Raw genomic sequence first — 12,382 nt, 5'->3', positions numbered from 1 at the left:
AGGTCCAGCCAACCGGCCGGATCTTTAGTTGTCTGCGACGCCTTCGTCTTCATTCGCGCTGCGCAGCTGGATCAGCTCGGCAACGCTGTATGCGGACGGGTCGACACCAAGCTGAGCGGCGAGCTGGGCTTTACCGGCATTGGCACCGATGCTCTGCGTCGAGACGATCTCGGATCCGCCATCGCGGTAGAAGTCTGCAAGAGTGCGCTCTTCGTTTTCGCCAGCGGACCGCAGAACGATTAACTCGTGGGTGGAAAGAGTACCAGGCTCGACACCAAGCTGTAGGGACAGCTGATCGTTGGCGAGAACCGGACCGGCAAGAGTGACAGCGGCTACGGCGGCAATGATGAACGTTTTCATATCTTTTATCCTTTAGTAGATGGCCCTGTGCGGAGGACCTGTGCGTTTGCGTTTGCTTCGAAGACTGTTGCCCTCGACACGAATGAAGATGAGCGCCCCGCCGTCTTTTCGCCATTATCGAAAGATAGAGATACTGAAGTGCAAAAATGCACATAACTAAGTAACTGATATATAACAATAATAATAGATTACAGGTTTGTGATGGCTATATCTGCAATAAATCTGCGCGACCACGCTCTTTTGTGTGATCTCCCTGTGCGCCTGCGTGATTGGTTGAAACAAAACTCTATAGATCGCGGTCTCGGCCCGCTCGATCCCAAGTATGCCCTGCTGCATTCACCGGCAGACATGCCGACATAAGGCCGATCTATTATAACGAAAGATCAATCGGCCGAGATCGGCCAGCGGCCGCATCTTTCCACCAATCGCCTGACACTCCATGTTCCGTTAACTTAGACCGGGATAAGGTCGTATAGGGTCCGAAGGATCACAGGTTTGAACCATGCTTGAATTCGACAATGTCAGTAAGTCGTTCTGGACCGGGACCCAGCGCAAGGTGATCCTTGACCGGGCCTCCTTCCGGGTCGAGCTTGGAACATCCCTTGGCATCCTCGCTCCGAACGGCACCGGCAAGACCACGCTCATCAACATGATGGCGGGTCTGGAAAAGCCGGATGAGGGGACAATCCGCCGATCCTGCCGCATCTCCTTTCCGCTCGGGTTTATGGGCGGCGTGGTCAACAAGCATACAGGCCTTGAAAACAGCCGCTATATCGCGCGGCTCTACGGTCTTGATCCCGACTACGTCGAGGCGTTTTGTAGGTGGCTTTGCGGAATTGAGGAATATTTTGATATGCCCGTCGGGACCTACAGCTCCGGTATGCGGGCGCGGTTCACCTTCTCGCTCATGCTGGCTCTCGACTTCGACATCTATCTCATCGATGAAGGGATGCCATCGACCACCGACGTAGAGTTCAACCGCAAGGCAGGTCAGATCCTGCGCGAAAGACTGGAGACGACGACCGTTGTAATCGTGTCGCACCAACCCGAGACACTCGAGAAATTTGCCCGCACAGCCGCCGTCCTGCGCGACGGGCATATTCATCTCTTTGATACGCTGGAAGAGGCCAAGGTCCTGTATGACTACCAAAGCTAAGGCACAGAAATTCAGCCTCCAGGCCAGCGAGACAATCGCGAGCCGGGCACTTCAGAAACGGGGTCAGCCCACCGTTCGGGTCGTCAAGCGCCGGACTGATCCGTCCGGCGCCGCGGCGGGATCCGCGCTTGGTCCAACCTCTATCGAAGAAATCCAGGCAGAAGGCCTGACGGCAAAGCAGCTGCGGACAGCAAGACGGCTGGCCGGAAAGAACGGTCTCAATCCCCAGTCCGATTTCGAGGCGGTTCGCGAACTTCGCCTGCGCGGCATCGATCCCTTCAAACGATCCGGCGTCCTCGATGTCGTGCCCGCCGGGCAACCCCAATCAACAGAGGTCGCGAAAGAAAGCCGCGTTCAACTTCCGCAGACGATGCCGAAGGGCCAGAAGAACCTCCCTTCCAAAGATCTCGCCTCACCTCAGCAGCGAACCGTCGAGATTCAAGCGATCCAGCGAGATATCGCAAAGCGGCGCAGGCGTCGTTTGGCGATGCTGCTGGCACGCATGACGGCCTTCGTATTCCTGCCGACCATCTTCGCAGGATACTACTTCTATGTGCTGGCCACGCCGATGTACGCGACGCATACGGAATTCATCGTCACAAAGAACCAGTCCCAGGGCGCCGGTGGCGGCGGGGGGATAGGCGGGCTATTCCAGGGCACCGGGCTTGCCACCCAGCAGGAAAGCGTTGGCGTGCAATCCTTCCTCCAATCCCGCGAGGCGCTCCAGCAGCTCAATGATGACAAGGGCTTCATCGCGCATTTCAGTCAGGACTGGATCGATCCGATCCAGCGGCTCGAACCGGACGCCACATTCGAGGATGCCTTTGACGTCTACAAAAAGAGGGTAGAGATTTCCTACGACCCGACTGAGGGCCTCTTGAGGATGGAAGTCGTGGCCGCCGCGCCCGAGACCGCAATCGAATTTGCGGACGCGCTCATCGATTACGCGGAAGAGGAGGTCGACAACCTGACCCAACGCGTGCGCGAGGACCAGATGGCCGGCGCGCGTCAAAGCTACGAGGAAGCGGAACTGCGCAGATCCGAGGCACTCGCCGAGCTTGGGCGCCTGCAGTCTGAGGTGCAGTCAATCGACCCCGTCGGTGAAACCGCGGCGCTCGTGCAGCAGATTGCCCAGCTCGAAACCCAGATGCAGACCAAACAGCTGGAACTGCGCGGTCTGATGGACGTCAGGCGCCCCAATCAGGCGCGCGTCGATGGCGTTCAGGGCGAAATCGACAGGATCGCCGCTCTGATCGAACAGCTGAGGGAACGGGCGACACAGGCCGGAACAGAAGGCGTCAGTCAGGCCGTCAAGAACAGCGAGTTGCGCACGGCGGAAGAGAACTATCAGTTCCGTACCGTCATGGTGCAACAGGCCCTCCAGCAGATGGAAACGGCCCGGATCGAGGCGGATCGCCAAAGCAGCTACCTCTCGCTCAATGTTGAGCCGATCGTCCCGGACGAGCCGTCTTATCCAAGGGCCTTCGAAAATACGATCCTGACCTTTCTTCTGCTGATCGGGATCTATCTGATGACCTCTCTGACAGCGTCGATATTGCGCGAACAAGTGACATCGTAAGACCCATGCAGATCCTCAAGGCCCTTCTTGTCGCGCTGGCCCTCTTTGCCGGACCGGGCGCGACCGCCCAGACGACGACGGACCAGCCGAACGGGACGATCGCGACCGGCAGCGACAGCACTCCCGATGCCGCGATCGAAACCCGCATGCGCGCCATCCTCGATGAGCTTGGCGGCTACGGCGATGTGAGCATAACGGTCAATTCCGGTGTCATGACCCTGCGCGGAGAAACCGACGAAACGGCCGACGCGACCGAGCTGACGGCTCTGGCCGCCCGGATCGAAGGGGTGGTCCAGGTCAAGAACGAGGTGCAGGCCACCGCAGACATCTCCCGCCGGCTGGATCCCGCAATGGATCGTCTCGCGTCCCGCCTGACCCAGATCCTCTCCGCCTTTCCGCTGCTTTTGGTGGCGCTCTTCGTCTTCGGCCTGATCGTTTTCGCGGGCATCGCCATCTCCCGACTGAAAGAGCCATGGGAACGCCTCGCCCCCAATGCCTTCATTGCGCAGATCTACCGCCAGATCATCCGCCTGCTCTTCATCATCGGCGGCCTTGTCATCGCGCTCGACATCATGGGCGCGACCGCGCTTCTGGGCACGATCCTCGGCGCTGCCGGTATCATCGGTCTTGCCATCGGTTTCGCGGTCCGTGACACGGTCGAGAATTTCATCGCCTCCGTCATGCTCAGCTTCAGACAACCCTTTCGGCCCAATGACGTGGTCGAGGTCGAAGGCCATGAGCAAGGCAAGGTCATCCGCCTGACCAGCCGCGCCACGATCCTGCTCAGCTTTGACGGCAACCATATCCGCATCCCCAATGCGATTGTCTTCAAAAGCCGGATCACGAATTTCACCCGCAACCCCGAGCGGCGGTTCCTTTTCGAAATAGGCGTCGCCTCTGATGCGGATCTGGCCGCCATCCGAAAACTCGCGACGCAGGTTGTCAGGGATCTGGCCTTTACACTGGCTGAACCTGAGCCGCTGGTCTGGATCGACAGGATCGGTGACGGCGCGATCTTCCTGACGGTCACGGGCTGGATAGACCAACGCGAAACCTCCATCCATCGCGCAAGAGGAGAGGCGCTTCGGCAGGTAAAGAACGCGATCGAAGCCGCTGGCGTCGAAGTGCCAGACACCACCTACCGCGTTCAGGTCCTGGGCGGCAATTTGCTCGGCATCGAAGAAGCCGATACGGTCCAGCCCGCTTCGCCCGGACAAGTTTCCGGCCCCGACCCCGAAGATCCCGATCCCGTCGATACCGCGAACGAAGACGCTCTCGACAGGATGATTGACGGCGAACGCGAGGATGAAAGCCGATCGGATCTCCTCTCGGAAGATGCACCTACGGAATAAAGCAATCTCGTCATCCCGGGTCTTGCGTCGCCCCACGGCTAGCAGTAAGACGCGTCTCGCCAATGGGGTGTAGCCAAGCGGTAAGGCATCGGTTTTTGGTACCGTGTATCGTAGGTTCGAATCCTACCACCCCAGCCAGGCACCTCTCTCCCACCGGCATTCTCTCTTTTCCCGTTATATCACGACGAGATTTCAGCGCCTTGGCAGTAAGGCCCTGTCGATGAGACTTGGCTCGAAGGCGGTTACGCAGCCAACCAGGCTAGGCATCCCGGTTCGCTGCTTAGGCGGTCCGACTTTACGAACATCCCAGAGGGGGCAGTCTATAGGTCGGCGAACTTCTGGATCTGGTCTGCCCAGACAGGCAGGACGCCGGTCTTAATCAGGCAATCGAAGGTCCGTCCCGCTGGTCGTGCGCCTGTCGCAATCGCCTCAAGGACCTCGGAGTCAGCAGAGCCAAATCGCTGAGATCCTGCACCCGGCGCCGGCAGGTGCCTTCTGCGACGATTTGCGCCGCGATGCTCTCTGGCCGGAACCTTACGATCAGCGCTCCCGGCCTCAGATCGACCTACTCGATCCACGCAAGCCTCTCGCCGCAGCGCACGGGATTGCGCAAACTTCTCCAACGCGCTCGCCAACCGCGCGGTGGATTAATCCCCCAGCATCAGAGCAAAGATCCGTGACGAGGTCCAAGACGCATCGATCAGCATCCGCTCGAGGGGGTGGGCGAGCACTCTCCAGCCGCACGGATGTGCTTGGCGTCGATCCGCGATAACCGGTGCGAGAGCCATACAGGACCACTATCCCTTTTCGCGTCAAACAGTTCGGCGTCAACCGCTCCCCGATGCATCGAAAAGCTTGCCAGTCAAAGGAGAAGGCGCAGTCCTGCGCGCGCCTGCCCCACCTGGTCCTCCAAATGCAGTGGACCCCCTTCCAAGGCGCGGGGTCAATGAGGGCGGGATGCAGCCCCCTGATGATCCGGCTCTCACGACGGATCCGCCTCGCATAGAACCGATTGCGCAAGAGCTGAAGAAGATACACGTACGAGAAGGGCAAACCGCCTACAAAAAGAACCCGACGTTGGCTGGCGCAACATATTACAGCATGCCGCGATGCATTCGAAGTTTGGGAAAGAGCCCATCTTGTTCGATACTACGCGGTGCACAAATGACGGTTTCAGCTTTATCGATTTGCCTAAAACTTAGTCATTTTTCAAAAACTCTACCCTGCGCGACTTCGCTTCTTAAGCTTCTCAATATTATACTGTGCTTTCGGTTGAGGAATGACGTGTTGCCGAAATTCATCTACAAGAGTTCATACTGAAGGAACGCGCTATTATAGCAAAAATGAGTCCAAGATGGATGGCCGCGAGTTTAATGCGCTCGGTCTAAAAGCAAAGGTGCCCGAGTGATGTTCAACTTCTTTCGACGATTGATAGGTTGATTCCGTCCCACGACGTATGATCCCAAGAAGCCTCCTCTCGGAATGGAAGCAGCGAATCTAGAGCAGTCAACCAAACAAATTCAGAGAAGGAAGGGATCGAAAACAAAAAATTGGCGAGACATAAACTGACGCTAGAACAGAATGGAGAATGACGAACTCGTAGCCGGATTGCTTTTTCAAGTTCGATGAGGTTCCGTCAGTTCAAATCTGTGAACCGACACCGGGGGAGCCGCAGCAAACGGCTATGTTTTTCCGAACCCGCCCTTCGTGGCCAACGCAGCGAGGTATCAGGAGAGCCTGCGATGACCGATACTGCTTGCGCTGCAATTGGCTTCCTCTCAAAGCCGGCAAGACGTGTTCGCTTGATGATCTCCGAAAGATTTCTAGCAAAGTCCTGACCATGTGGCAGCGGTCAAGACTGCGTCAAACGATACTTGTTCCCGGCTCCGCTTTCAGTCGTACGCCATTTGGGCAAGTCTTTTTATAACCGAATGGACTGGGAAAATCCCCTGGTCTGACCGACGGGCCTTACTCCGCATAGGACATTACGATCGCGCTGAATGCCGTATTCACCTCTGCCGCGCGTCCACCTCCACTGCCTGAGGGTTCGCGACGAGCAAACTCTGCTACGAGAACCGGAGCATCGCGTCTGTGTAGCGGATGGCGGACGGCCGATCATGGGGAAACGCTATTGCATCATACTTAATAAGTCATTGTAGAATTAGCGGGAGCTCGGACAGCCCAGCATGATGTACGGGGGGATGAAAGAAGGCTAAATCAATTAGATTCTGCTCGACCTATGCCTCTAAAATAGACGAGGTCTTCCGCTCAATCTAGCGTGGGCAAAGGCGTACTTTTCGCGAAAGACTTCAATATTGGGAGAATAACTTGAACAGCGGCGATTTGCGTTAAGCTGATACACAAATGTTGGCCCACGCCGCGATCCGAGTGTCGGGCGTCTTCCGCAAATTGATCCGCCATCTCGATGATCTACCGAGCAGCATCGATGAATGCCTCATCGGCTGGCGTTACTAAGGCACCATGCCTGCCGCGCCAGAACAAGCAAACGCTAAGATTTTCCTCGATAGTCCGTAGCCGTGCAGTCAGGGCAGGTTGGGAAACGCCCAGAACCTCGGACGCCTGAGTAAAAACTCCTTTCCTCACTTGGCGCGACGACACAGCGATAATCCATACCTGAAACATATATTACTTTCACTTGTGGAAATTATCGGAAGCATTGGTTTTCGCCCCAACAAAGAAAAGCGCTGGAAAGGAAAGCGATAGAACAGGAGATCCTAGTGAAAACCACCGTCGCTTCGATCGCGCTCGTTGCCTCTACAACGTTTGCGCTAGCCGATGATATCAGCGCTCTCTCGACTGCATCTGATGATACTTTTGCGCTCGAAGTCTGGTCCGAACACCTGCCCGATGACTTCACGCGCAAATAACAAGATCTGCGTATAGAAGACAGGAGGCTCATCTTAAAACCAGTGTTATCCGGCTGATTTTAAGACAATGAAGCGGGGCACCTTTAATACCGGGTCAGCAACAACTTTATCTTGACCACGCGTATTCAGGTGACTGGCACAAAGGCCGACCTCATTCTCGCTTGCAGGACTGTTCATACGTGAGCCAGGTAAGGTTTCCGCTGCAATCTGGACGCCCAGGCAGGAAAACTGGTCATTTTTCTCAATCGGCACAGCTGCCTCGGCTGGCAAGCCGCATTACGAGTTGAAGACAACTGCCAATACCTTGTCGGCACTGCCGATCCTGCCCGCCTCAATTGGTCCGATCGACCTCCGCATCACGCGCGATTGCGAGATTTTCACGCTTCTGACCCGGTCGGAAGGCCAGGACTGGGAAGTGATCGAACAGATCATTCGCCCGGACCTGCCACTGGTCCTATACGTCGGTCTCTGCGTATGCCGATTACGATAGCGTGGCTCCGATCTATGTGACTTTCAACTCTACAACACCGAAGGCGCTCCGACTGAGAATGCGGGCCTGATCGCTCATGTTGACAGTTTCGATATTCAGTGTCCCAGAACGGGCTGTCTACCAATTGGGAACATCGATGCGCCCGCAGTTCTAGATGTGATCGCTCAACACTGCGCAAATGTGATGGACGACTGATTGATGCAGTCAATTCGATTGTCTGCGTGCAGCGCCAATAGTGCGCAGCATGCCCGTAACGCTTAGTAATCGGAGGGAGACCTTTGTACGTGTGTGTTAGAACGTCAGCAACCTCACCTTCCCGACCCGCATGATTAACTGCAGGGGTAGCGGCGGCAAAGCGTTGTCAGGATCGGTGTCCGGCAGCATCGACAAGGCAACTAAGTCGGTCGACTGTAGATGAACCGTAGCGCCTGTACTTGTACGTGTTTCTTAGAACGTGGAGTGCAGGGGGACCTTGCTTGGACGATCGCTAGAGAGCAAATTGAATTCCGCATCGAGGCGGCTGATCTGCGCGGGATTAAGAAACCGCATTGTTTGTCTCGTCGGGGTGCTCAAGGAAGAACCCGTAAGACAAATGCGCATAGATGTTCCCCGAGGACCCTCAGGTCAGACCGCGGTTAAGAAATGACTTCGCGAGAACGCAGATATCTTCTCTGAGTCTGGTGCCTCGCGCACACGTTCGTCTCCACCGCGCTCCGTGTCTTTTGGAAAACCTAAGATCTTCTAAAGGTCCCGGATTTCAGGACAAGCGCCAGTCTGTTGGACGAGACCAGAGGCACGCCAACAGCCGCGCGGGGTCCGATCTTGCGGTGCCGGGCCGCAAGGCCCCGCACCGTGGAGGCTGCGGTTTACCTGCCAGCAACGATGATCCTACGCACACCATAATGCGCCAGTTCAGACGCCAGCCGTTCAGACAAAGTCTCGATTGCTACAGCGGTTGGCCCTGCTCCGAACCGCTCTCAAGCAAATTTCACGACATCCGGATCGGCGGACGAATGGATCAATCCAGGACGGTCCTGCGCCGGCACCTAGACCAAGTTCGGGGGCGTCAGTCGGCACGCCGCTGAACTGAGCGACAGGCGTGCCCCCCCCCCAGCGGATGTCAGACCAATGTCGGATGCGCCGGTAGAATCCATCCGCGATGACACCGATCCTTAGATCGTGAAGTCTCTGTTTGGCCCGGCATCCAATCGAAAGATATCGCTGGACAAGGTGCTCGGGAAATAGGCTCGAACAAGCGGATCATGGCCCGGCACGACCAGACGTGGCGACGAGGCAAGCCTGTCCAAAGTTGTAAATCCGTCCAGCATGTCCTCCAGATCGACGACAATAGGGAAAGGTTTGCGCGCCAGGAAATTCTCGTAGAAATGGGCTGCGTCCGACGCCAGGACCATCCAACCCGCTTGCGTTCGGATACGGACGCATTGCAATCCGCGGCTATGGCCCCCGATGCAATGCAGCGACACGCCATCGGCCAGCTCCGCATCGCCGTCATAGAACGTCACCTTGCCCGCATAAAGCCGCTTGATCGCCTCGCAGACATGGGCTGCTGTAAAGGGCATACGAAGAGTATCGTGGCACATGCAGGGGCCGGTGGCGTAGGCCATCTCTGCAGCTTGCATGTGCAGTCGCGCATTCGGGAACAGATGCAGCCCGCCCGCATGATCGTAGTGCAGATGGGTGACGATGATGTCGGTCACGTCTTCGGGCCTGACCCCGAACGGGGCCAGCGCCGCCACCGGATCGAGCCGGATCGGCCGCCCACGAAAGCTGGCCTCCGCCGCATCATACCCGGTATCGACCAAGATCATCTGCGGCCCGCGCTTTAACAGCCACATGAAGTAATCCATCGCATGGGGTGCGTCGTGGTTGTCGTCAAAGATGAAGCTGTCCGCGCGGGTCCGCGCCGTTCGCTCCGCATATTTGACGGCATAGACCTCCCATTCGCTCACGATGCGACCTCGGCATATGTGCGGATATCCTTCCTTTCGATCATTTCGGCCACATGGGCATCGAAAGTCTTGAAGTAAGCGGAGGCAAGATGAGCCTCGAAGGCGGACCGGTCCGTGTAGAGCTCGTAGAGAAACACCTCGTTCGCGCGGCCCGGGTCGGTGCAGATGTCAAAGCGATGGCACCCCGGTTCTTGTGTCAAAGAGGTTCGCGCATTCTGAAGCATCGCGGGCATGAAGGCCTCGATCTGACCGGCTTTGATCTGAAAGGTCACAACAACCGCGTACATTATACTCTTCTCCTGCGCAGTCGCCCGAAGATCCCTTTTACCGCTGGTATCTGCGCAGCGATCAAAACGAGGTTCAGCGTCAGCAAAATGGCAGCAACCGGGCGCGAGGCAAAGACCACCAGATCGCCACCGGAAATAAGGAGAGACCGGCGAAGGGTCTCGTCAAAGAGCCCGCCCAGAATGACCCCGATGACCAGCGGCGCGATGGGATATTTCAGAAGATTCATGAGATAGGCAACAAAGCCGACACCCAACATCAGGTAGAGGTCATTGATACCGCCGCCCACACTGAACGATCCGATTGTGGTCAGAACCATAACGATCGGCAGGAACACGACCTGCGGAATCGAAAGGATCTTGATAAAAATACGCGCCGTGAACAGCCCCATGATGAACATCGTTAGCGAGGCCAGCACCATGATCGCAACGACACGCAAGATGATCGCGGGATCGATCGTCGGCCCGGGAATGATGTTGTTGATCTTGAACGCTCCCATCAGCGCCGCCGCCGGGGGCGACCCGGGAATACCGAGGACCAGCAGCGGGATCAGCGCGCCTCCAATGCAGGCATTGTTGGCCGTCTCGGAGGACAAAAGCCCCTCGAGCGAGCCTTTCCCGAACTTGTCGCCTTCCTTGCTGACCGTCTTGCCCACGCCGTAGCTGACCCAGCCCGCTACGTCCTCACCGACGCCGGGCAATGCGCCAACGCCGGTGCCGATCACGCCGGACCGGGTGATCGTGGGCAGGTAGCGACGGATGGATTTCAGGTTCGGCAGGATGCGGCCCTTCAGCTGGGCCACCTTCCCCATTTCCACATGCCGCATCCCTTCGATGATCTGTGGCACCGCGAAGGCACCCATCAGAACCGGGACCACCTGAAATCCACTCAGCATATAGGACCAGCCGAAGGTGTAGCGTGGCTCTGACAAGAGCGGGTCGAGCCCGACCATGGCCATCGCCAGCCCGATCAGCCCCGATATCCAACCCTTGATCACAAGATCTTCGGACATCAGCGTTCCGGAGAGAAGGATCCCGAAAAGCGCCAAAAGAGCTTTTTCGGGACTGGCGATATTCTGAGACAGCAAAAGCAAAAGCCAGACGAAGACCAAAAGCGCGATGGTTCCGATCAGGGTGCCGATGAAGCTGGCCGTCGTGGTCAGACCAAGCGCCTCTCCGCCGCGCCCTGCCCGAGCAAGCGGATAGCCATCCATGGCTGTTGCTGCGCTCGCTGCGGTGCCCGGTATGTTTAACAGGATAGATGGATAGGAGCCGCCATAGGTCGCGCCGACATACGCGCCCAGCAAAGCGATCAAAGAATAATCCAGTGGGATCTTATTCCCGAAAAAGCCGGTCAGGATCGTCACAGCCAATGTCGCCGTCAGTCCGGGCAAGGCCCCAAAGGTGATCCCCAAAAAGACCGAGATGATGAGATAGGCATAGGTCAGCGGGTCCAGGACAAGACCCATGAACGCGCCGCCAAATCCCGAAAGCTGCGTCATCACGAAGTCCATCTCAGGATCTCCAGATCGGACGGATCGTGACGAAGTAATGGTATTCGATCTGCTTAAAGAGAAGTCCGCCCCGGTTCGGTACGTTTTGCCGAAAACCAAAGGCCATGGCACAGACCAGCAGTGTCGGCGCAACAACCGCGATGACCGGCACGGCGCGCAGCACCCGGTCGCCCTTGGCGCGCAGCAGCATCACAAGTGTCAAACCGGCCCAAACAGCAAGCGTCAGCCAATCATCGTCATGGGCGGCCCATTCGGATTGGGGCAGATGCCTTGCCATCGCATAGGCACCACAGACGGCCACAGCCCCGGCCGACGCGGCCATGCGCGCCCTCAGACCCTTGTGGTAGCCAAAGGTGAGCGCCGTGATCAACAGGCCGCTGCAGAGGATGAAGTCGACACGTGGCACCAGCCCGGTGATGTAGAAGAATAGAATGATACCGATGGTGCAGAAGCGCCAAGCCTCATCTGGGTTCCAGCCAATACCGACTGAAGACATGGCAGCGCTGGCCCCGCCAGATCGAATGGCAATGATCAGAAGAATTACGGAAAGGACGAGAAGTGCCAAGAATATCGCAAGTGGAACGATCGCCGCCGAGCTTTGCCAGGCGGCAGCGCTGACCCCCGCGCGGTTACCGCCCCAAAGCGGAATATCCATCGTACGCCAGAGAAAGAAGAGCGACAGCACGATTAGCGCAAGAGCTCCCAGAAAATCGCGAGCCCGCAGGATCGCGGTCTCATGATCCTTTTCGCGCTGCATCAGGTCCCCTCCCCTGGTCGGGTCCGGGCGCA

General features: G+C 57.4%; 11 protein-coding genes and 1 tRNA gene. 6 read left to right on the top strand and 6 right to left on the bottom strand.

The window, feature by feature from the left end; genetic code table 11:
* Window positions 1–24: 24 nt before the first annotated feature.
* Window positions 25–360 carry a hypothetical protein gene (locus tag AAD018_RS12175; protein ID WP_367314352.1) on the bottom strand — a complete coding sequence of 112 codons (336 nt, stop codon included), beginning with the start codon at window positions 358–360 and terminating at the stop codon, window positions 25–27.
* Between the two features lie 502 nt (window positions 361–862).
* Between AAD018_RS12175 and AAD018_RS12170 the strand changes: the two genes are divergently transcribed.
* The 4 genes from AAD018_RS12170 (at window position 863) to AAD018_RS12155 (ending at window position 4,585) form a co-directional block, all read left to right on the top strand.
* The gene (locus AAD018_RS12170) at window positions 863–1,516 is read left to right on the top strand and encodes an ABC transporter ATP-binding protein (protein WP_367314351.1); all 654 of its coding nucleotides are present in this window, start codon (window positions 863–865) and stop codon (window positions 1,514–1,516) included.
* Complete coding sequence (locus tag AAD018_RS12165) at window positions 1,500–3,095, top strand: capsule biosynthesis protein (RefSeq protein WP_367314350.1); 1,596 nt, start codon at window positions 1,500–1,502, stop codon at window positions 3,093–3,095. Before AAD018_RS12170 ends, AAD018_RS12165 begins: the two co-directional genes overlap by 17 nt.
* 5 nt (window positions 3,096–3,100) lie before the next feature.
* Window positions 3,101–4,447, top strand: coding sequence for a mechanosensitive ion channel domain-containing protein (locus tag AAD018_RS12160; RefSeq protein ID WP_367314349.1), 1,347 nt, complete (start codon window positions 3,101–3,103; stop codon window positions 4,445–4,447).
* Window positions 4,448–4,510: 63 nt separating this feature from the next.
* Window positions 4,511–4,585 (top strand) — tRNA-Gln (locus AAD018_RS12155).
* Between the two features lie 2,292 nt (window positions 4,586–6,877).
* Here the strand turns inward: AAD018_RS12155 and AAD018_RS12150 are convergent.
* Entirely contained in the window at window positions 6,878–7,090 is a 213-nt protein-coding gene (locus AAD018_RS12150; protein ID WP_367314348.1) for a LysR family transcriptional regulator, read from the bottom strand.
* 95 nt (window positions 7,091–7,185) lie between these two features.
* On the opposite strand from AAD018_RS12150, the gene AAD018_RS12145 reads away from it, so the two are divergent.
* Both AAD018_RS12145 and AAD018_RS12140 read left to right on the top strand, forming a co-directional pair.
* Entirely contained in the window at window positions 7,186–7,335 is a 150-nt protein-coding gene (locus AAD018_RS12145) for a hypothetical protein (protein ID WP_367314347.1), read from the top strand.
* 283 nt (window positions 7,336–7,618) lie between these two features.
* Entirely contained in the window at window positions 7,619–7,825 is a 207-nt protein-coding gene (locus AAD018_RS12140) for a hypothetical protein (RefSeq protein WP_367314346.1), read from the top strand.
* 1,172 nt (window positions 7,826–8,997) lie between these two features.
* Here AAD018_RS12140 and AAD018_RS12135 read toward each other — a convergent pair.
* Genes AAD018_RS12135 through AAD018_RS12120 form a run of 4 tightly spaced genes read right to left on the bottom strand, consistent with a single transcriptional unit; the run spans window position 8,998 to window position 12,350 of the window.
* On the bottom strand, window positions 8,998–9,795 hold the full coding sequence (locus tag AAD018_RS12135; RefSeq protein ID WP_367314345.1) for an N-acyl homoserine lactonase family protein: 798 nt from the start codon (window positions 9,793–9,795) through the stop codon (window positions 8,998–9,000).
* Window positions 9,792–10,082, bottom strand: coding sequence for a putative quinol monooxygenase (locus AAD018_RS12130; RefSeq protein ID WP_367314344.1), 291 nt, complete (start codon window positions 10,080–10,082; stop codon window positions 9,792–9,794). Before AAD018_RS12130 ends, AAD018_RS12135 begins: the two co-directional genes overlap by 4 nt.
* Entirely contained in the window at window positions 10,082–11,581 is a 1,500-nt protein-coding gene (locus AAD018_RS12125; RefSeq protein WP_412005267.1) for a tripartite tricarboxylate transporter permease, read from the bottom strand. Before AAD018_RS12125 ends, AAD018_RS12130 begins: the two co-directional genes overlap by 1 nt.
* A 13-nt stretch (window positions 11,582–11,594) precedes the next feature.
* Window positions 11,595–12,350 carry a hypothetical protein gene (locus tag AAD018_RS12120; protein ID WP_367314342.1) on the bottom strand — a complete coding sequence of 252 codons (756 nt, stop codon included), beginning with the start codon at window positions 12,348–12,350 and terminating at the stop codon, window positions 11,595–11,597.
* Window positions 12,351–12,382: the final 32 nt, after the last annotated feature.

Source organism: Aestuariibius insulae, from assembly GCF_040783535.2.
In the GTDB taxonomy this organism is placed as follows: Bacteria; Pseudomonadota; Alphaproteobacteria; order Rhodobacterales; family Rhodobacteraceae; genus Aestuariibius; species Aestuariibius insulae.
Note: the sequence above shows the minus strand (reverse complement) of the source record. Positions and strands in the feature narration are given on the sequence as shown.